Annotated in this window: 21 protein-coding genes; 10 read left to right on the top strand and 11 right to left on the bottom strand. The window is 64.2% G+C overall.

Features of this window, described 5'->3' with window-relative positions:
- Positions 1-23 precede the first annotated feature (23 nt).
- The 3 genes from DC363_RS16880 to DC363_RS14795 are packed head-to-tail and all read left to right on the top strand — an operon-like array spanning position 24 to position 978.
- A complete protein-coding gene (locus DC363_RS16880; RefSeq protein WP_158270886.1) occupies positions 24-170 on the top strand; it encodes a hypothetical protein in 147 nt (48 codons plus the stop codon).
- A 58-nt stretch (positions 171-228) separates the two neighbouring features.
- On the top strand, positions 229-585 hold the full coding sequence (locus DC363_RS16995) for an ABC transporter ATP-binding protein (RefSeq protein WP_196778435.1): 357 nt from the start codon (positions 229-231) through the stop codon (positions 583-585).
- Between the two features lie 12 nt (positions 586-597).
- Entirely contained in the window at positions 598-978 is a 381-nt protein-coding gene (locus DC363_RS14795; protein ID WP_108641935.1) for an ATP-binding cassette domain-containing protein, read from the top strand.
- A 6-nt stretch (positions 979-984) separates the two neighbouring features.
- Here the strand turns inward: DC363_RS14795 and DC363_RS17180 are convergent, their stop codons facing one another.
- Positions 985-1,170, bottom strand: coding sequence for a hypothetical protein (locus DC363_RS17180; protein ID WP_241963021.1), 186 nt, complete (start codon positions 1,168-1,170; stop codon positions 985-987).
- Complete coding sequence (locus DC363_RS14790) at positions 1,145-1,630, bottom strand: flavin reductase family protein (RefSeq protein WP_241963020.1); 486 nt, start codon at positions 1,628-1,630, stop codon at positions 1,145-1,147. Before DC363_RS14790 ends, DC363_RS17180 begins: the two co-directional genes overlap by 26 nt.
- 111 nt (positions 1,631-1,741) lie before the next feature.
- Here DC363_RS14790 and DC363_RS14785 point away from each other — a divergent pair, with 111 nt between their 5' ends.
- On the top strand, positions 1,742-2,404 hold the full coding sequence (locus DC363_RS14785; protein WP_108641934.1) for a GntR family transcriptional regulator: 663 nt from the start codon (positions 1,742-1,744) through the stop codon (positions 2,402-2,404).
- A gap of 10 nt (positions 2,405-2,414) precedes the next feature.
- On the opposite strand, the gene DC363_RS14780 is transcribed toward DC363_RS14785, so the two are convergent.
- Genes DC363_RS14780 through glnH form a run of 5 tightly spaced genes read right to left on the bottom strand, consistent with a single transcriptional unit; the run spans position 2,415 to position 6,492 of the window.
- Positions 2,415-3,356 (bottom strand): MurR/RpiR family transcriptional regulator, encoded by a 942-nt coding sequence (locus tag DC363_RS14780; protein ID WP_158270885.1) that lies wholly within the window; start codon positions 3,354-3,356, stop codon positions 2,415-2,417.
- A complete protein-coding gene (locus DC363_RS14775; protein WP_108641987.1) occupies positions 3,304-4,326 on the bottom strand; it encodes a C45 family autoproteolytic acyltransferase/hydrolase in 1,023 nt (340 codons plus the stop codon). Before DC363_RS14775 ends, DC363_RS14780 begins: the two co-directional genes overlap by 53 nt.
- A complete protein-coding gene (glnQ, locus tag DC363_RS14770; RefSeq protein ID WP_108641932.1) occupies positions 4,316-5,044 on the bottom strand; it encodes a glutamine ABC transporter ATP-binding protein GlnQ in 729 nt (242 codons plus the stop codon). Before glnQ ends, DC363_RS14775 begins: the two co-directional genes overlap by 11 nt.
- The gene (gene glnP, locus DC363_RS14765) at positions 5,041-5,697 is read right to left on the bottom strand and encodes a glutamine ABC transporter permease GlnP (RefSeq protein WP_108641931.1); all 657 of its coding nucleotides are present in this window, start codon (positions 5,695-5,697) and stop codon (positions 5,041-5,043) included. Before glnP ends, glnQ begins: the two co-directional genes overlap by 4 nt.
- Before the next feature lie 57 nt (positions 5,698-5,754).
- Positions 5,755-6,492, bottom strand: a complete 738-nt coding sequence (glnH, locus tag DC363_RS14760) for a glutamine ABC transporter substrate-binding protein GlnH (RefSeq protein ID WP_108641930.1) — start codon at positions 6,490-6,492, stop codon at positions 5,755-5,757.
- Between the two features lie 119 nt (positions 6,493-6,611).
- Between glnH and DC363_RS14755 the strand changes: the two genes are divergently transcribed.
- Together DC363_RS14755 and DC363_RS14750 are read left to right on the top strand one after the other, a co-directional pair.
- Positions 6,612-7,937, top strand: coding sequence for an aspartate aminotransferase family protein (locus DC363_RS14755; RefSeq protein ID WP_108641929.1), 1,326 nt, complete (start codon positions 6,612-6,614; stop codon positions 7,935-7,937).
- Positions 7,934-8,707, top strand: a complete 774-nt coding sequence (locus tag DC363_RS14750) for a beta-keto acid cleavage family enzyme (RefSeq protein WP_108641928.1) — start codon at positions 7,934-7,936, stop codon at positions 8,705-8,707. Before DC363_RS14755 ends, DC363_RS14750 begins: the two co-directional genes overlap by 4 nt.
- On the opposite strand, the gene DC363_RS14745 is transcribed toward DC363_RS14750, so the two are convergent.
- The 3 genes from DC363_RS14745 to DC363_RS14735 form a co-directional block, all read right to left on the bottom strand.
- Positions 8,704-10,020, bottom strand: coding sequence for a TRAP transporter large permease (locus tag DC363_RS14745; protein WP_108641927.1), 1,317 nt, complete (start codon positions 10,018-10,020; stop codon positions 8,704-8,706). The two genes, DC363_RS14750 and DC363_RS14745, sit on opposite strands and share 4 nt — an antisense overlap.
- A complete protein-coding gene (locus tag DC363_RS14740) occupies positions 10,013-10,504 on the bottom strand; it encodes a TRAP transporter small permease (RefSeq protein ID WP_108641926.1) in 492 nt (163 codons plus the stop codon). The genes DC363_RS14745 and DC363_RS14740 overlap by 8 nt, the downstream gene beginning before the upstream one ends.
- 69 nt (positions 10,505-10,573) lie before the next feature.
- Entirely contained in the window at positions 10,574-11,575 is a 1,002-nt protein-coding gene (locus DC363_RS14735) for a DctP family TRAP transporter solute-binding subunit (protein WP_108641925.1), read from the bottom strand.
- Positions 11,576-11,694: 119 nt separating this feature from the next.
- Between DC363_RS14735 and DC363_RS14730 the strand changes: the two genes are divergently transcribed.
- The 4 genes from DC363_RS14730 to DC363_RS14715 are packed head-to-tail and all read left to right on the top strand — an operon-like array spanning position 11,695 to position 16,085.
- On the top strand, positions 11,695-12,552 hold the full coding sequence (locus tag DC363_RS14730; RefSeq protein WP_241963019.1) for an IclR family transcriptional regulator: 858 nt from the start codon (positions 11,695-11,697) through the stop codon (positions 12,550-12,552).
- On the top strand, positions 12,549-13,718 hold the full coding sequence (locus tag DC363_RS14725) for an acetyl-CoA acetyltransferase (RefSeq protein ID WP_108641924.1): 1,170 nt from the start codon (positions 12,549-12,551) through the stop codon (positions 13,716-13,718). The genes DC363_RS14730 and DC363_RS14725 overlap by 4 nt, the downstream gene beginning before the upstream one ends.
- Positions 13,715-15,286, top strand: coding sequence for an acyl-CoA synthetase (locus tag DC363_RS14720; protein WP_108641923.1), 1,572 nt, complete (start codon positions 13,715-13,717; stop codon positions 15,284-15,286). Before DC363_RS14725 ends, DC363_RS14720 begins: the two co-directional genes overlap by 4 nt.
- Entirely contained in the window at positions 15,279-16,085 is an 807-nt protein-coding gene (locus DC363_RS14715) for a PPC domain-containing DNA-binding protein (RefSeq protein ID WP_108641922.1), read from the top strand. Before DC363_RS14720 ends, DC363_RS14715 begins: the two co-directional genes overlap by 8 nt.
- A gap of 12 nt (positions 16,086-16,097) precedes the next feature.
- Here the strand turns inward: DC363_RS14715 and DC363_RS14710 are convergent, their stop codons facing one another.
- Positions 16,098-17,771: an MFS transporter gene (locus DC363_RS14710; protein WP_108641921.1), complete on the bottom strand. Its 1,674-nt coding sequence runs from the start codon at positions 17,769-17,771 to the stop codon at positions 16,098-16,100.
- Positions 17,772-17,784 lie beyond the last annotated feature (13 nt).

The raw sequence follows: 17,784 nt of genomic DNA, 5'->3' as shown, positions 1-17,784 counted from the left end.
CCGCTGCGGATGCCGTTGGAGAAATGGGCCTGCGGGTTTTCCTGTCGCCCACCTATCGCGCAGGTGGGATGGTGCTGGATGAACTGGGCAAGCCGGTGCCCTATTTCGACGAAGACCGCGGCTTTCAGGATCTCGACACTATGAAGGCGCAATACCCCGGTCGCAGCTAGAACCATCCCCCGCAGTCCGAAGTTTTCCCGCCGTCTTTCCCACTGGAGGAACGCACCGATGAGCCAGACTGAAGCCGTTCTTCAGGTCGAAGGCCTCGTCGTGCAATTTCCTGGCCGCCACGGGACGTTGCGCGCGCTGGACAAGGTGAGCTTTTCCATCGCCGCCGGAGAGATCCTCGGGGTTGCCGGAGAAAGCGGCGCGGACAAGTCGATGACCGGGCTGGCCGTGCAGCAACTGTTGGAGCCCCCAGGAGAGATCGCGGGCGGCAAGGTGCTTTTGCCGCGGCTGTCGGCGATCCCGCAAGGTTGCGCGTTCAACCCGTGCTGCGCCCATGCTGGCCCCCGCTGCCGCGTCGAGGTTCCCGCACTCGTTCCTGCCAAAAACGGCGCTTGCCGCCTGTCATCTTCACGATAAAGGGGTCACGCTATGAGCCGTCCGCCTGCCTTGAGTGTCCGGGGTCTGACCCGGATTTTCGATGTGTCACCGCCCTGGCTGAACCGGGTTCTGGAAGGGGCCCCGAAGCGCAAGCTGCGAGCCGTTGACACCCTGGATTTCGATGTGCCCGACGGGGGATGCCTGTCGCGGGTCGGGGAATCCGGCTGCGGCAAACCCACCGTCGCGCGCCTGGTCACCGGGTTGGTCACACCGACGGACGGCACGCCCGCGTTCGGGACTGCGTCCGACGGCCGCCGCTATGCGGCGCAGATGATTTTTCAGGACCCGGGACAGCCGCGCACGGCGTGTCATCGGGTGGAAGATGAGAATGGCGCCCCTGCGGGCGAAACCGAGACTGTTCCGGCGGTCTGAACCTACCTACCCCTCGGCATCCGCGCGCGTGTCCGCCGGCACGGGCGTGATGGTGTCGAGGGCAGGGGCCTTCAGTTCGAACTGGGCGTCCGGCACGATGTAGTTGTCCGCATGCAGGCGGGCGATCGGTTGATAGGCGGCTGGGTCGACGTAGCGCCCTTCGGGATCAAGGCAATCGTCGCGGACGTCCATGTGCACGACCTTGTCCAGAATGATCGCGCCGCCCGTAGTCAATCACCTCTTGAGTGATGCATTCCATCACGCAGGGGCTTTCGGCGATCGAGGGCACCGGCACGTGAACGCCGGGCCGTTTGGTCAAGCCAGCGGTGGCAATCTCGTCGACGCCCGGCTCGAAGGGCAGGCCGCAGATCAGCATGCCCTCGGCGATGGCCATATCGACCATGTTGACCACGAAGCTGCCAGTGCTTTGGATATTTGCCACGGTGTCCTTGTCGCGCCCGTCGAGACGTTTCTGGATCCCGAGGATCAGGATCGCAGGATCGTGGGAGAACACGTTGAAAAAGCTCATTGGGGCCGCATTGGGTCCGTTTTTCCCAGTGGTAGAGACAAGGGCGATGGGGCGGGGGCCGACAAAGTTCGACAAAAGGCGGTAGCGGACCTCGGGTGTTTCGGTGGTAAAGTCGAATTTCATGGCGCGCTTCTGTTCAATTTCTGGTTCTATGGCAATTTAGCGCAGGACTGTCGACATTCTTGTCAGCAGTATTGTTGGCCCTACTTGGTCACATTGGAATTGGAGAATGCAATGGACTCATCTGAAATCGCAGAACGGATCTGGTTGGCCATCGCGCAGGGGCGTCTGGCACCCGGGGCCCGGTTGAAAGAGGAAGAACTGGCCGAGAGTTTCGAGGTCGGGCGCGCACGCATCCGCTCGGTCCTGTTGCAATTGTCGCGGGAAGGGCTGGTCGATATCATACCCAACAAAGGGGCGCAGGTGGCCGCGCCCGGCGTGCAGGAAGCCCGCGACGTTTTCTATCTGCGAAGCACGGTCGAAACCCGCGTCGCGGCACAGCTGACCGGACAGCTGACCCCGCAAGCCGCTGACGATCTGCGCGATATTGTGAGACGCGAACGCGAAGCGATTGCAGACGGCCATCTGGCGGATGTGATCCGGCTTTCGGGTCTGTTTCACCTCAAACTGGCGGAACTGACCGGGTCGAGCGTGTTGCAGAGCATCCTGCGGGATCTGATCTCGCGCAGTTCGCTGATCACTGCGGTCTATCGCGATACCGGATATTTCAACTGCGGCCCGGATGAACACGACGCCATCGTCGAGGCGCTGATGGGCGGGAATGAGGATGAGGTGCTGCGGTTGGTGAGCGAGCATATCGAACACCTGCGGGCGGACCTGAACCTCACCTCCGAGCAGCAGCCGGTGAAGAACCTGCGCGATATTTTCGAGCTGTGACCCTCCGGCCTTAGCGGCTTTCGATCGACAAGCGTTTGAACAGGTCCTGCCGCGTGATCAGCGCCTTCTCGGTCTGTTCCGAGTTCGCCGCCGCGACTGCGTTGATGATACATTCCGCAGCGGCGAAGTAACTGGTGATCGAGTTCGAGATGAAGCTGCTTTGATGGGGCACGAAGATCGACGCCGCTGCATGGGACACAAGGGGGGAGCTGGCAAGATCGGTCAGGGCGATGACGTTTAGACCCTGTTCGTGGGCAATACGTGCCGCATCGGCCACTTGGGTCGAATAGGGGGCCACACTTGCGACGATACACAAATCCCCTGCGGACATGGCCCCGATCTCCTCGGCGACGCCAAGCCCGTTGCCATTCAGCAGGGTCACGTCCGAGCGGATCAGGCGCAGCCCATAGGTCAGAAACGCCGCGAGCGAGTGGAACTGCCGGATGCCGTAGATCGTCACACGCGGGGCCTCGGAGATCAGGCGCACTGCGGTCTCGAAGGCCGTTGCGTCGAAGCTGTCGATAAACTGGTCGATATTTGCCTGATTTTCGCGACACAGGCTCGCCGCCCGCTGCGCCACCGGTTGGTCCGCGCTGGAAATGACAGATTGCGCCTGATTGAGGTAGAACGATCCGCGCTGGCGCAGACGGGTCGACAAAAGCGCCTTCTGGAAGTCGCCAAAACCGGAATAGCCAAGCGCTTTGGCCAGACGCGTGATGGTGGACGGATTGGTGTCGATCCGCTCGGACAGGGTCGTGATTGACAACAGGTCGGTGCTGTTCTGCACGTCCAGAATGCGGCCAAAGGCGGCGCGGGCCTTGGGGCCAAGGCGCGGCTGCGCGCCTTGCGTGATATCGATCAGCAGGGCGCGCAGGTCTTCGATCGTGGCCGGAGGTGCCTCAGGCGGGCTGTTGCGCGCCTTCAAAGGTCGCCGGTCCGTCTCCTTCGGCATAGATTCTCCATTCGATCCCTGTTGGTGCAACGCGCAGCACGCCGGTGGCAAGGGTATTCTCGTCATCGGGATCGTCGGGGGCATCGCGACGGATCGGCAGGCCGGGGCCCGATGTGTCGCGCAGAATGTCCAGATCGGTCTGCTCGGGCTGCGTCACGAGGCGGTCCACGGTGATCTGGCGATCTCCGGACGATTGGGTGGTGATCTGCCCGCCGCATTCCAGATGCAGCGCGTGGTTTGCGTGGCCGCTGCGGGTCGTGATCGTGCGGACCGAGGACCGCCCGCCACCGTATTCGACGCTTAGCAGGTCCGGCTCACCCACTTGCGCAAGCCCCATGTGGAACCCGCCGCTTCGGGGATCGTCGGTCAGCACATCCATCGCCGCTTGCAACGACGCGGCTGCGAGAACCGCACGGCCCAGCACCATTCGCGGGATCTGCGGTGTCACCCCGGTCAGCCGCAGGTTGTTCACCGCCTGCGCCAGACCGGCACTGTTCCAGCCAAAGGTATGCCCCGCGACCGAGCCGGGGTAGCAAAAGGCATGGAACGGGGTCGAGCCCTCAGGAGTCGCTTCGAGAATGAAGCAATGCCCGCGAAAGAAGGGCAGGCCATCCTCGTTGTGGCTGATCTGGATGGCATCACCGGGGGTGAGGATCGTGGTGCAGCCGTCGGGAACAGAGGCGAGCAAATCGCCACGACAGTTCCACGCGAAGACATCGCGGAACGGCAGGCCCAGCCCCTCGGCCAGCCCGCGCAGTTCCTCGTGGATCGCGGGAAACTTCGCCTGCGTGTCGTCGATCAGTCGCGCGACGGTCTGCGCGTGGGTGGGGCCGGTGATCTCGGCCCAGATGTCCGAAGGCAAAAGCTGCCTATGCACCGCGTCGCGGCCCTGCACGCCCATGGCGTGCCCGACCTCATAAGGGGTGCCTGAGACCGTCAGCCAGCCCAGCGGATTGGATTTATTCGACATGGCTGAGGAAGTCCTTCATGCGCGGATTCGGCGGCGTGTCGATCACCCGGCGCGGATCGTCGTCCACGGCGATCTTGCCGTGTTCCATGAAGATCAGACGGGTGCCGACCTGTTTGGCAAAGCTCATCTCGTGGGTGACGACGACCATCGTCATTCCTTCTTTGGCGAGCTGCAACATGACGTTGAGAACCTCTTGCTTCAGCTCAGGGTCCAGCGCCGACGTCGGCTCGTCAAACAGCATCACTTTCGGCTTCACGGCGAGGGCGCGGGCAATGGCGACCCGTTGTTGCTGTCCGCCCGACAACTCGCTGGGGTAGTGGCCGCCCTTGTCCGACAGGCCCACCTTGTCGAGCAGTTCTTGCGCTTGGGTCTCGGCCTCGGTGCGGGACAGGCCGCGCACCTTGCGGGGGCCAAGGGCCACGTTCTGTAGCGCGGTCATTTGCGGGAACAGGTTGAACTGCTGGAACACCATGCCGGCTTCCTTACGGATTTCGCGCAAGGTCTTCTTGCCCGCCGTGACCGACAGCCCGTCCACGATCAGGTCGCCGCCGGTGATCATCTCAAGCCCGTTGATGCAGCGCAGGAGCGTGGACTTGCCCGACCCGGACGGCCCGATCAGCACGACAACCTCGCCCTGTTCGATGCTCAGGTCCACTTCGGTCAGAACCTGCAGGGGACCAAAGGATTTGGAGGTGTTCTTGAATTCGATGAAGCTCATAGGATCCGCATCCTTTTCTCGATGGCGCGCAGGGCGATGGTCATGGTGCCGGTCATGATCAGGTAACAGATCGCAACGGCGGTCCAGATTTCGACGGCGCGGAAGTTGGCGGCCATGATTTCCTGTCCGGTGCGCGTCAGCTCCCCGACACCGATCACGATGAAAAGCGATGTGTCCTTGAGGCTGACGATGAACTGGTTGCCAAGCGGCGGGATGAGCCGGCGGAACGCCAGCGGTCCGACGATATAGAGCAGAACCTGCCAATGGGGCATCCCGATGGCAAGGCCGGCTTCGGTGAGCCCCTTGTGGATCGACAGGAAGGCCCCGCGCACGATCTCGGCGATATAGGCGCCCGCGTTGACGACAATGGCCAGCACCGCCGCCGACATCGGGTCAATCCGGATATCGGCAAGCACGGGCAGGGCGAAATACAGGAACATGACCTGCACAACAATCGGAGTGCCGCGGATCAGTTCGATATAGGTAAAGGCGATGGCGTTCAGGATCTTGCCGCCATAGGCGCGCATGAGACCGGCAATGACACCCAGGATGATGCCACCGATCAACCCCAGAACGGTGATGTAGATTGTGACCTTGGCCCCCGCAAGAAGCTGCGGGATAAAGTCGATCATGATGGACCAGTCGACCTGCATGGCGTCCCCTTTTCAAAGTGGCCCGCGCCGGGTGCGGCGCGGGCGGGCTGGTTGTGATCAGTTCGAGGGCGCTTCGCCGAACCACTTGGCGTAGATCTCGTCATAACGACCGTCTTCGCGCATGGCGGCGAGCGCTTCGTTCACACGCTCGACCCATTCGCTGCCTTTGGGGAAGGCGATGCCGTATTCGTGGGCCAGCATCTGCTCACCCACTGCCTTGACGTCACCGTTGCCGGCGTTGGCGATGTAGTAGAGCACGTTGGGCGTGTCGTGCATCGCCGCATCCACGCGGCCGGTGCGCAGTTCGAGATAGGCGTTGTCGATGTTGGGGAAGAGGCGGATGTCACTCTCGCCGAAGTTCTCGTTCGCGTAATCCGCAGCCGAGGTTCCGGTTTTCAGCGCGATGGATTTGCCGGCCAGGTCGGCCTCGCCGGTGATGTCGCTGTCGCTGGGCACCATGAGCAGGAAGCCGCTGTCATAATAGCCGTCGGAGAAATCGATCACTTCCTCACGCTCGGGCTTGATGGTGATTCCAGCGAGCGCCACGTCAACCTGTCCGGTCTGCAACGCGGGGATGATGCCGCCGAAGTCCATCGGGCGCAGCTCATAGGTGACGCCGAGATCCTGCGCGATGGCATCCCACATGTCGATGTCAAAGCCGACGTATTCCCCGTCCTGCTTGAACTCGAACGGCACGAAAGCGGTGTCCGTGGCGACGATCAGGTCTTCAGCGACGGCGCCTGTTCCGGCGACGGCAAGCGCTGCTGCGGCAATCAGTTTGCTAAAGGTATTCATATGTCCTCCCTTGGGTTGAACGGACCTCTTGTCCTGTCCGCATGAATATGCAAATTTATTTGCAAGTAAAGGCAAAATGCAAATATGATTTCCAACCGCCTAGAACCGGGAACCTGAAAATGTCGTCTGTTTTCCATCGCGCATCGCGCGCTAACCTGCCAACCGCCATTCGCGGCGACGGGTGCTATATCATTGATGATACGGGCAAACGCTATCTGGATGCCTGTGGCGGGGCGGCAGTGTCCTGTCTGGGGCATTCCAACGAAAAGGTCCGCGCGGCGATGCATGCCCAGCTTGACCAGATCGCCTATGCGCACACCGGATTCTTTACGTCTGAACCGACGGAGGCGCTCGCCGCGCTGCTGGTGCGTCACGCGCCCGGGGCTATCAATCACGCCTATATTGTCTCAAGCGGGTCGGAAGCCATCGAGGCGGCGATCAAGCTGGCGCGGCAGTATTTCCTTGAGAAGGGGGAGGGGCAGCGCCACCGGATCATCGCGCGGCGGCAAAGCTATCACGGCAACACGCTGGGGGCGCTGGCGGCAGGCGGCAACGCCTGGCGGCGCAAGCAGTTCGATCCGCTGCTGATCGAAGCCAGCCACATCGCGCCCTGCTACGCCTATCGCGGGCAGGAGCCTGGCGAGACCGCCGAGGCCTACGGCCAGCGCGTCGCTGACGAGTTGCAGGCCGAGATTGACCGTCTCGGGGCGGAGAGCGTCATGGCTTTCATCGCCGAGCCGGTCGTCGGCGCAACTCTCGGCGCGGTGCCCCCGGTCGCGGGGTATTTCAAACGGATCCGGGAGATTTGCGACGCCAACGGCATTCTTCTGATCCTCGATGAGGTGATGTGCGGCATGGGGCGCACGGGATCGCTGTTCGCCTGTGAGCAGGACGGGATCGCGCCGGATATCGTGACCATCGCCAAAGGGCTTGGTGCGGGCTATCAGCCCATCGGCGCGATGCTCTGCACCTCTGAAATCTTCGACACCATCGCCGACGGCAGCGGCTTTTTCCAGCACGGCCACACCTATCTGGGCCACCCCATGGCCACGGCGGCGGCGCTGGCGGTGGTGACGCAATTGACCGAAGGCGGGCTCATCCCGCGCGTGCAACAGCTGGGTGAGGCTCTGTCTGCCCGGTTAGAGACAGCTTTCTCCGATCATGCCCATGTCGGAGACATTCGCGGACGGGGGCTGTTCCGCGGGCTCGAGATTGTGGCCGACCGCGACAGCAAAGCGCCTTTCAATTCCGCGCGCGCGATCAACAAGAAGATCAAGGCCGCCGGGATGGAGGCCGGGTTGATGTGCTATCCCATGGGCGGGACCATCGACGGGCAGCACGGCGATCACGTGCTTCTCGCGCCGCCCTTCATCATAAGTGAGGATCAACTCGATGAAGTGGTCGAGAAACTGGGTCGCGCCCTCGATACGGCGTTGACGCAATGACCGCTCTGCCTCGCATCATGGTCGCGCCCAACGGCGCGCGCCGCACCAAGGCCGATCATCCGCAACTGCCGATGACGGTTGAAGACACGGTTGCCACCGCCCAAGCCTGTTGGGAGGCGGGGGCAGGGGGGCTGCACGCCCATGTCCGCGATGCCTCTGGCGCGCATGTACTGGACGCGGGGCTCTACCGCGAGCTGCTGGCCGAGATGACGCGCAGCTGCCCCGACATGCAGGTCCAGATCACGACCGAGGCCGTGGGCCGCTACACCCCGCACGAACAGCGCCAACTGGTGCGCGACGTGGTCCCCTCCGCCGTATCCGTCTCGATCCGCGAGATGTTGGCCGACGGTCCTGTGCCCGATTTCTACCATTGGGCGCGTGAGGCCGGGATCGCCGTGCAGCACATTCTTTACGGCGCGGACGACATCGCCCTTTTGGCGGATGAGCGAACGGCCGGGCGCATTCCCGACGGGCCGCTGCAAGCGCTGATCGTGCTGGGGCGCTACACCACGGGCCAGTATTCCGACCCCGAGACGCTCGTTCCGCTGGTGGCGCAGTTGCAAACTGTCGCGCCGGGGGCCGATTGGGCGGCCTGCGCCTTTGGTCAGACCGAAACCGCTTGTTTGCGACGGGCTTTCGATCTCGGCGGCAAGGCGCGGGTGGGGTTCGAGAACAACTTGCATTCCGCCGCCGGCACGCTGGCCCCCGACAACGCCGCCCGCGTGGCGGAGATCGCCGCGTTGCGCCCCAAGACTGACGTGCAGGGCTAGCGCAACAGCTCGGGCAGCACCAACGACAGTGCGGGGATCGCCGCCACGATGGCAAGACCAATCACGCTGATGACCAGAAACGGCACGGCTCCCCGGGCGATCCGCTCCAACGGCATGCGGGTGATGTTCGCCGCCACGTAAAGATTGATCCCCACCGGCGGCGTAATCAGTCCGATGGCAAGGTTGATCATCACCAGAACGCCGAACCAGACCGGATCCCAGCCCAATTCGCGCACCACCGGCAGGAAGATCGGCAAGGAGATGAACATCACCGTCACCGGGTCCATGAACATGCCGGCGACCAACAGGATCAGCATGATCACCATCAAGATCACCGCGCTGCTCTCGGACAGGCCCAGAAGCTGGCCCGAATACTGCCCGACCAGGTCCTCAACCGTGACGACCCAGCCGAACAGGCTCGCATAGGCCACCACCAGCATCACCACCGCCGACGAGGAGGCCGCGTCCGAAAGCGCGTCATAAAGCGCCCGCAGGGTGAGCGTGCGATAAGCAAAAGCCCCCACGAGGATCGCATAGACGGTCGCCACCAGCGCGGCTTCGGTGGGCGTGAAAATCCCCGAATATATCCCGCCAAGGATCACCACGGGCGTCAGCAGCCCCCAAAAGGACTCGCGAAAGCTGCGCCCCAGCGCGCGCCAGTAGCCGGCGGTCTCGGGGGCGGGGGACAGGCGGTCGAGGTTGTCCCGCCCGCGCGGTTTCAGAAACGGCAGGACGACGAGCATCATCAGCCCCATGAACAGCCCCGGAATGATCGCCGCGATGAAGAGGGTTGAAATCGAGGTCTGGGCGATGACCCCGTAGATCACCAACCCGATAGAGGGGGGGATGACGATGGAAAAGGCCGCCCCCGTGCAGACCAGCGCCGCCGCCGCCGCGCGCGGATAGCCGTCTTCGTGCATGCCCTTGATGATCATCGGCCCGATTGCGGCGACCGACGCTGGCCCCGAACCCGAAACCGCGCCCCAGAACAGGCAGACCACAGTGCCGACCACCCCCATGCCGCCGGGCAGATTGCCGATCAGGATGCGGAAGAAGCGGATCATGCGCTCGGCGATCCCCAACGTCCCCATGAGCGTGCCGGCAAGAATGAAGAACGGAATCGCCAGAAGCGCATATTTCGCGATGCCGGTGGCGATCAGATCGCCCGCTAGCTCAAAGCCGAACCCGATCTGCCACATGGCATACATCGCCGACAGGCCAAGCGCGAAGGCCACGGGCACCCGCAGGGCGATCAACAGAAAGAAGCCGACAATCATCTGGGTGCCGGCGCTCATGCCAAGGATATCAAACACTGGGGGTCGCCTGTGGTTCCTGACGCGGGGCGCGCCAAATTTCGGCTGCGTGTTGCAGATACCGAAGGATGATAAGGCCGAAGCCGAAGGGCAGGCCGACCTGATAATACCACGCAGGAATCCCCAGCGCGTAGCTGCGCATGCCGCTGCTGATCTGGTTCATCAGGGTAGCCCATGAAAACCACGCCGAAGCCGCAAGCAGGATCACCGACAGGATCACCGAAAGGATGAAGACCGCCTGCGCGGCGCGACGGGGCAGGGCGTCTTGCACCAGTGTGACCGCCAGATGATCCCCGCGCCGCGCGGCCACTGCTGCGCCGAAAACGGTCAACAGCAGAAACCCGTTGGTCAGGATCTCTTCCGACACGGCGAAGGAATAATGGGTGGCATAGCGCACCACGACATTGGCGAAGCCGATCAGCGTCATGCCAAGGAACAGCACGGCGCAAACGATCTTTTCAAACTCGCGCAAGACAAAGCGCATGGTGGCGATCCTCCCCGGATCGGCCCGGCCCCGTCTTCCGGGGCCGCACCGTTTCAATGTTGCGCCCGATCAGTCTGCCTGCACTTCGGCAATGGCCTCTTGAAAGGCGCCGACGATCTCGGTGCCCACTTCGGCGGCCCAGGTGTCGAACGCGGGCTTCGTGGCCTCGCGGAAGGCGGCAAGCTCCTCCTGCGAAGGCTCATAGACCTCCATGCCCTTTTCACGCAAGAAGGCCACGCCCTCGGCCGTGCCTTCGCGGGTGATTTCGCGCTGGTACTCCATCGCTTCGACGGCGGCGTCGCGCATCTGCTGTTGTGTTTCCTCATCCAGATCGGCCCAGAGGTCGGACGAGACGCCCAGGAAGATCGGGTCATAGGAATAGTGCCAGGTGGTCAGGTATTTCTGCACCTCGAAGACCTGCTGCGGGATGATCACCGCACCGATGGGGTTTTCCTGCCCGTCAACAACGCCCTGTTGCAAGGCAGTCATCGTCTCGCCCCATTGCATCTGTTGGGGGTTGGCGCCCAAGGCGTTCATCACGTCGATATACATCGGACCGGCCACGCGCATGTTCAGACCCTTCATGTCCTCGGGCGAGGTGATGGGGCGCACGTTGTTGGTCACTTCGCGGAAGCCGTTCTCGCCCCAAGCGAGGACTTCGATCCCCTTGTCGCGCAGGATATCCTCAAGCAGTTTTGCAGGCTCACCCTGGGTCGTCGCATCGACCTGCGCGTAATCCGCATAGAGATAGGGCAGCGAGAAGACGGCCATCTCGGGCACCAGCGGGGTCACGTTGATCGCAGAGGTGACCACCACGTCAAGCGCACCGCGCCCGACCATTTCCGCCTGCCGCATCTGGTCGCCACCGGCGAGCTGCGCGTTGGGAAAGACGCGGACGTCGTAGGCGCCGTCGGTCTTCTCGGACAGCAATTCCCCGAATTTCTCGGCCCCCTGATGCCAAGTGGTGGTGTCCCCGGTGTTGTGCGACAGGCGCAGGGTTTCCGCATGGGCACCGGACAGCGCGGTGGTGGCCAACATGGCGGCCAGAGCGGCCTTTGCGATCATTTTCATAAGACGTCCTCCTTTGTTCGCCACAATGTGGAACAGAGAACGGCGACCGCGACAAGATATTTCTTGCATTGAGGTGGCGGAATGCGCAGGTCTTGAGGTGAAAAGCAGGGGAGGCTGCGGTGAGTGATCGTCAATCGGTCCACATTGTGGACGACGCGGATGCGCTTCCGGTTCGGGGTAGTCAGGCCGTGGACCGGGCGCTGGCGCTGTTGCAGATCACCGGCCGCGCGGCGGGGCAGGGGGGCGGAGAGGGCGTGTCCTTGTCCGCGCTCATGTCCGCATCCGGATTGGGCAAGCCCACGGTGCGGCGGCTGATGCTGGCCCTGATGCGCCGCGGTCTGGTTGAGCAGGACCCGGTAACGCGGCTGTATCATCTGGGCGAAGAAAGCTATGTTCTGGGCACGCAGGCGACACCGCGCCACGGCTTGTTGGAGATCGCGGCAGACGCGGTGCGGCGGCTGGCGCGGGACAGTGGCGACACGGCATTCGTGACGATGCGGCGCGGCCCCACGGCGGTGTGCCTCCTGCGGGAAGACGGGGCCTTTCCGATCCGCACCCACGCGCTGGAAACCGGGGCGCAGCATCCGCTGGGCATCGGCGCCGGATCGCTGGCGATTCTCGCCGCGCTGACCGATGCCGAGGTTGCCGAGGTGGTGGCAGACAACGCGGACCGGTTGCAGGGAAGCTATCCGGGGTATGATGCCGCGCAGTTGCAGGCGGATGTAGAGGCCACCCGCCGCCGGGGATTCGCGCTCAACCCCGGGCGGATCGTCACCGGAAGCTGGGGCATCGGCGTGCCCCTGCGCCGTCCGGACGGTTCGGTGATCGGTGCTTTGTCCATCGCCGCCATCGAAAGCCGGATGCAGCCGCCGCGCGACGGTGAACTGGCGGCCCTGCTGCACCATGAGGTGCAAGAAATTGAACAGCGGTTGGCGCGCCAGATGCCCCATGCCGCCCGAAAGGAGAACAAGACATGACCGATCCGCATATCGTGGGCTGGGCCCACACCCCCTTCGGCCGCAGCGACGCTCCGGACACCGAAGCGCTCATGGCACAGGTGACCGGTCCCGCGCTGGATCACGCAGGTCTAGGGCCCGAGGATGTGGACGGGCTCTTCGTTGGCGTGTTCAACAACGGCTTCTCCGATCAGGATTTTCAGGGCGCGCTGGTGGGCATGGGCAATGAGGCGCTGTCCCGTGTGCCTGCCACCCGATTTGAGAACGCCTGCGCCACTGGCACCGCTGCCCTGCACGGCGCGATGGACTTCATCGCCAGCGGTCGCGGCCGGATCGCGCTTGTCGTGGGGGCCGAGAAGATGACGGCCACGCCGGGGGTCGAGGTCGGGGACATCCTGCTGGGCGCGTCCTACCGCCGCGAAGAGGCGGACGTGGGCGGAGGCTTTGCGGGCCTCTTCGGGCAGATCGCCGCCACCTATTTTCAACGTCACGGCGACCAGTCTGAGGCATTGGCCATGATCGCGGCCAAGAACCACCAGAACGGGGTTCACAACCCGCTGGCCCACATGCAGCGCGATTTCGACGTGGCCTTCTGCAACTCCGTGTCGGATAAGAACCCACTGGTCGCGGGGCCCTTGCGGCGCACTGATTGCTCGCTTGTCTCCGACGGGGCGGCGGCCTTGGTTCTGGCCGCGCCCGAGGTGGCGGCCGATCTGAACCGCGCGATCCGGTTCCGCGCGCGCAGCCACACCAACGAACCTCTGGCCCTGTCGCGCCGCGACATCACTCGCTTCGAAGGCGCTAAACGCGCGTGGGATCAGGCCTATGCCGCCGCCGGTGTCACCGTCGAAGATCTGAGCCTTGTTGAGACCCACGATTGTTTCACCATCGCCGAGCTGCTGGAGTATGAGGCCATGGGCCTGACCGCGCCGGGGCAGGGGGCGCAGGCGATCCGCGACGGCTGGACGCTGAAGGACGGCCGCTTGCCGGTGAACCCCTCGGGCGGGTTGAAATCCAAGGGCCATCCCATCGGCGCCACTGGCGTGTCCATGCACGTCATGGCCGCGATGCAACTGATGGGTGAGGCGCAGGCCATGCAGGTGCGGGATGCGGAACTTGCCGGAGTGTTCAACATGGGCGGCGCGGCCGTGGCCTCTTACGCCTCGATTCTGGAGCGCGTGGCATGAGCTTTCCGGTCTCGACCCGCGTGATGAACCTTGCGCATTTCCTGTCTGAGAGCGCGCGCCGCCATCCCGACGCCATCGGGCTGGTCTGGGGGCAAAAAACATGGAACTGGGCTGAGCTTGAAGCCCGCGCCACCGCCTTTGCCGCCGCCCTGCGCGACCGCTACGGCATGACCAAGGGCGACCGCCTGCTGGTGCAATCGACCAATTGCAACCAGATGTTTGAAGCCGCCTTCGCCTGCTGGAAGCTCGGTTGCGTCTGGGTGCCCGCCAACTTCCGCCAAACGCCCGAAGATGTGGCCTGGCTCGCGCAATCCTCGGGGGCGAAGGGTCTGCTGGCGGGGGCCGAATTCGCCGCTCATATCGAGGCTTGCGACGGGGTCGATTTTGCCGTCACCATCGGCGGCGAACCCTCGGCGGACGATTACGACGCGCTTGTCGCCGCCCACGCCGAGGCTTCTGTCACACCCGCCGAGGTAGAGCGCGATGACCCCGCGTGGTTCTTTTTCACCTCCGGCACGACGGGCAAGCCCAAGGCGGCGGTGCTGACCCATGGACAACTGGCTTTCGTGGTGACCAACCACCTGTGCGACCTGATGCCGGGCACCGGGCCGGACGACGCCTCGATCGTCGTCGCCCCCCTGTCCCACGGCGCGGGCGTGCATCAGCTGGCGCAGGTCGCGCGGGGGGCCAAGACGATCCTGCCCGGCGGCACGCGCTTCGATCCGGACGAGGTCTGGCGTCTGGTTCAGGACTGGCGCGTGACAAATGCCTTTACCGTGCCGACCATCGTCAAGATGCTGGTCGAGCACCCCTCCGTTCACGAATACGACCATTCCAGCCTGCGCTATGTGGTTTATGCGGGCGCGCCCATGTATCGCGCCGATCAAGTCCGCGCGCTTGAGGTTTTGGGGCCGGTGCTGGTGCAATATTTCGGACTGGGTGAGGTGACAGGCAACATCACAGTTTTGCCGCCCGCACAGCATTCGGCTGACGACAGTGCGATGCGCATCGGCACCTGTGGTGTTGCGCGCACGGGCATGCAGGTGCAGGTGCAGGACGCGGAAGGAAACGAGGTGCCCGTGGGCGAGACCGGTGAGGTCGCGGTGATCGGGCCTGCGGTCTTCGCCGGATATCACGACAACCCCGAAGCCAACGCCAAGGCGTTCCGCAACGGCTGGTTCCTGACCGGCGATCTGGGCCATATGGACGCCGAAGGGTTCCTCTATCTGACCGACCGCGCGTCAGACATGTATATCTCGGGCGGGTCCAACATCTATCCGCGCGAGCTGGAAGAGAAGATCCTGACTCATCCGCAAATCGCTGAATGTGCCGTGCTGGGCGTGCCTGACCGCGACTGGGGTGAGGTTGGCGTCGCCGTCTGCGTTCCCCGTGACAGCGCCCCCGAGGCTGCTGCCTTGCTCGAATGGCTGGGCGCCAAAGTGCCGCGCTACAAACTTCCCAAGCGGGTGCTGTTCTGGGACGCTTTGCCCAAGTCCGGCTATGGCAAGATCACCAAGAAGTTGATCCGCGCCGAACTCGCCGCGCGGGGTGAGATCGCCGATGTCTGAGCCACACGTGCTGCGCCACCCCGGACCGGCAACCGCCCCGCGGATCGCGGCGGTTCCCTGCCGCGCGGATAAGCGGCGGGTGACGTTGCGGGCGGGGCGACCGCTCTTGCAGGCGATGGCCGAGGTTGCGGGTGAGGCGGGCGCGTGGTTCGACCTTCGAGACCTGAGGCTGCGGCGGCTGGCTTTCGTTCGCCCTGCGCCGTCCCCGGATGGCAAACATGTGGCGTGGTATAGCGCCACGACGGTGCTGCAAGATGCAATGATCGACTATGCGGGCGCGCATCTTGGGCTGCGTGACGGCGAAGCCTTCGCCCATGTTCACGGGCTCTGGACCGACGCACAGGGTGTCGCCCATGCCGGGCATCTGCTGGCCGAGCAAAGCGAACTTGCCTTCGATCAGCCGGTGGACCTCTGGCTGTTGGAGGGTGCCCGTTATGAGAGTGCGCCAGACACCGAGACGGGCTTTACCCTGTTCCGACCCGTGGCAACGCAGCCGGTCGAGCAGCCAAATGCGCTGCTCACCTCGGTGCGCCCGAATGTCTTGCTTGAAGATGCACTCGCCGATTGCGCCGCCCGGATCGGCAGCGCCGCGCCCCGGGTCCGGGGGCTGGGCAGTCTGGTTGGTGCGGATCTGGGGCCGGGTGCCACCATCGACGACATCGCCAGCGAGGTCGTATTGACCGGTGACGCCGGCGCGGCGGCCATCGCTGTCGGTTTCGACGGGCCTCCGGTGGCGGGGCCGCCGACCCCCGGCCGCAACCGCGTTTGCGTCACCTTCGAGCTTTTGCTGCTGGGATAGAGCCTGTGGGCCCTAGCCAGCGGACTCCGGCGTAGCACTCGCGTCTTTGCGCACTGGCGGATCGGCGGCGATGTCGGGTTTGAGCGGCAGCGTATCGCGCAGCGGCACCGTGTGGCTTTCGATCATCCGGTGCACCACCGGCCCACCCGGCCCCCGGTGCAGCCCGCGCAACTGGTCGCTGAGCGCGGCATCCGCCTGCGTGCGACGTTCGTTGTGGCGGACGTATTCGCCCCATGTGGGCACGTGGTAACTCTCGCTCCAGCTTTCGGGATTGTGCAAATCGCGCAGCAGCGTCCATTGTTTCGCCCCGTCGCGAATGCGCATCCTGCGCCGCGCATTCATCGCCTTGAGAAAGACGGGCACATCCTCTTTCGCGATGTCGTAGTCGACGATGATCATCACCGGGCCGCTGCGGTAGCTCAGATCGAAGGGAAGCGAGGGTTCGGTGAACCGGTTCAGCGGATCAAGGTTGAGGCCCGCGAATTCCGGCAGGGGCAGGCGCAGCCCCACCAGCGCACCGGCCACCAGAACCGCCGCTGCGCCGACCAGCGCATGAGCGGAATCGTAATTGTGTGTGATAGTCCCCCAAAGCCAGCTTCCCAACGTCATCCCGCCAAAGGTGCCGGTCTGATACAGCGCGATGGCCCGCCCCACGACCCAGCGCGGCGTCGACAGCTGAATCGTGGTGTTGAACATCGACAGCGCCAGCACCCAGCAGGCCCCGGCCACGGCGATGCCCAGCCCGCTGGCCACGGGCGTCGTGCTGACGGCGATGATCATCAGGCTGGTCGCAAAGCCCAGAAACGCGCCGCGCGCGATGCTTTCGTTCTTGTAGCGCGCGCGCAGGCGGCTGTTGGTGAGCGCCCCGACCACCGCCCCCGCGCCGAAGCACCCCAGCATCAGGCCATAGACAAAGGCCGTCCCCTGTAGCGTTTCGCGCACCACGATGGGCAGCAGCGACAAGAGCGCGATCCCGGCCAGTCCGAACCACGCGCCGCGCAGGATCACCACCAGAAGGTTGGGCGACATGGAGACATAGCGCAGCCCGGCGGAAAAGGCGCTTCCCATGGGCTCGCGCGGGAGATGGGTGTCCCGTCGGGGCGATTTCCACCGCGCCAGCGCCAGAATGATCGCCACGTAGCTCAACGCGTTCACCGCAAAGGCCGCCGCCGCCCCTGCCAGCGCCACGATGGCCCCGCCGATGGCCGGACCGACGCTGCGCATCAGGTTGAACCCCATGGAGTTGAGTGACACCGCCGTTGGCAATTCCTCGCGGCTGACGATGTCGCCCATGGTCGCCTGCCATGACGGGTTGTGCAGCGCGGTGCCGCAGCCGATCAGGAAGGTGAAGGTGAGCAGCGTCCACGGCGTGAGCAATCCATTGAACGCCAGCAGCGTCAGCAGAACCGACACCGCGAACATGAACGCCTGCGCCAGAAGCATCACGCGGCGGCGGTCGAAATTATCCGCGAAGATGCCCGCCAAGAGCGAGAACACCATGATGGGCAGCGCGACCGACCCCTGCACCAGCGCCACCATGCTGTCCGACGCGGTGAGCGAGGTCATCAACCACGCCGCCCCCACTGCCTGCACCAGCCCGCCGAAGTTCGACGCGAGCGCTGCGATCCACAAGGACCGGAACGTCTGGTTCTGAAACACCGCCAAGGTTGAAGGTTGGTTCGGCACGTTTTGACTTTCG

The sequence above is a fragment of the Thalassorhabdomicrobium marinisediminis genome (genome assembly GCF_003072065.1).
Lineage (GTDB): Bacteria > Pseudomonadota > Alphaproteobacteria > Rhodobacterales > Rhodobacteraceae > Octadecabacter > Octadecabacter marinisediminis.
Note: the sequence above shows the minus strand (reverse complement) of the source record. Positions and strands in the feature narration are given on the sequence as shown.

What these genes read in the sequence shown, in the direction of transcription:
- DC363_RS16995 (WP_196778435.1), top strand. Translation starts at nt 229, where the DNA reads ATGAGCCAGACTGAAGCCGTTCTTCAGGTCGAAGGCCTCGTCGTGCAA.
- DC363_RS14780 (WP_158270885.1), bottom strand. Translation starts at nt 3,356, where the DNA reads ATGCCGAAGGAGACGGACCGGCGACCTTTGAAGGCGCGCAACAGCCCG.
- DC363_RS16880 (WP_158270886.1), top strand. Translation starts at nt 24, where the DNA reads ATGGGCCTGCGGGTTTTCCTGTCGCCCACCTATCGCGCAGGTGGGATG.
- DC363_RS14740 (WP_108641926.1), bottom strand. Translation starts at nt 10,504, where the DNA reads ATGCGCTTTGTCTTGCGCGAGTTTGAAAAGATCGTTTGCGCCGTGCTG.
- DC363_RS17180 (WP_241963021.1), bottom strand. Translation starts at nt 1,170, where the DNA reads ATGGACGTCCGCGACGATTGCCTTGATCCCGAAGGGCGCTACGTCGAC.
- DC363_RS14790 (WP_241963020.1), bottom strand. Translation starts at nt 1,630, where the DNA reads ATGAAATTCGACTTTACCACCGAAACACCCGAGGTCCGCTACCGCCTT.
- DC363_RS14795 (WP_108641935.1), top strand. Translation starts at nt 598, where the DNA reads ATGAGCCGTCCGCCTGCCTTGAGTGTCCGGGGTCTGACCCGGATTTTC.
- DC363_RS14785 (WP_108641934.1), top strand. Translation starts at nt 1,742, where the DNA reads ATGGACTCATCTGAAATCGCAGAACGGATCTGGTTGGCCATCGCGCAG.
- DC363_RS14755 (WP_108641929.1), top strand. Translation starts at nt 6,612, where the DNA reads ATGTCGTCTGTTTTCCATCGCGCATCGCGCGCTAACCTGCCAACCGCC.
- DC363_RS14715 (WP_108641922.1), top strand. Translation starts at nt 15,279, where the DNA reads ATGTCTGAGCCACACGTGCTGCGCCACCCCGGACCGGCAACCGCCCCG.
- DC363_RS14725 (WP_108641924.1), top strand. Translation starts at nt 12,549, where the DNA reads ATGACCGATCCGCATATCGTGGGCTGGGCCCACACCCCCTTCGGCCGC.
- DC363_RS14720 (WP_108641923.1), top strand. Translation starts at nt 13,715, where the DNA reads ATGAGCTTTCCGGTCTCGACCCGCGTGATGAACCTTGCGCATTTCCTG.
- glnQ (WP_108641932.1), bottom strand. Translation starts at nt 5,044, where the DNA reads ATGAGCTTCATCGAATTCAAGAACACCTCCAAATCCTTTGGTCCCCTG.
- glnP (WP_108641931.1), bottom strand. Translation starts at nt 5,697, where the DNA reads ATGCAGGTCGACTGGTCCATCATGATCGACTTTATCCCGCAGCTTCTT.
- DC363_RS14750 (WP_108641928.1), top strand. Translation starts at nt 7,934, where the DNA reads ATGACCGCTCTGCCTCGCATCATGGTCGCGCCCAACGGCGCGCGCCGC.
- glnH (WP_108641930.1), bottom strand. Translation starts at nt 6,492, where the DNA reads ATGAATACCTTTAGCAAACTGATTGCCGCAGCAGCGCTTGCCGTCGCC.
- DC363_RS14735 (WP_108641925.1), bottom strand. Translation starts at nt 11,575, where the DNA reads ATGAAAATGATCGCAAAGGCCGCTCTGGCCGCCATGTTGGCCACCACC.
- DC363_RS14775 (WP_108641987.1), bottom strand. Translation starts at nt 4,326, where the DNA reads ATGTCGAATAAATCCAATCCGCTGGGCTGGCTGACGGTCTCAGGCACC.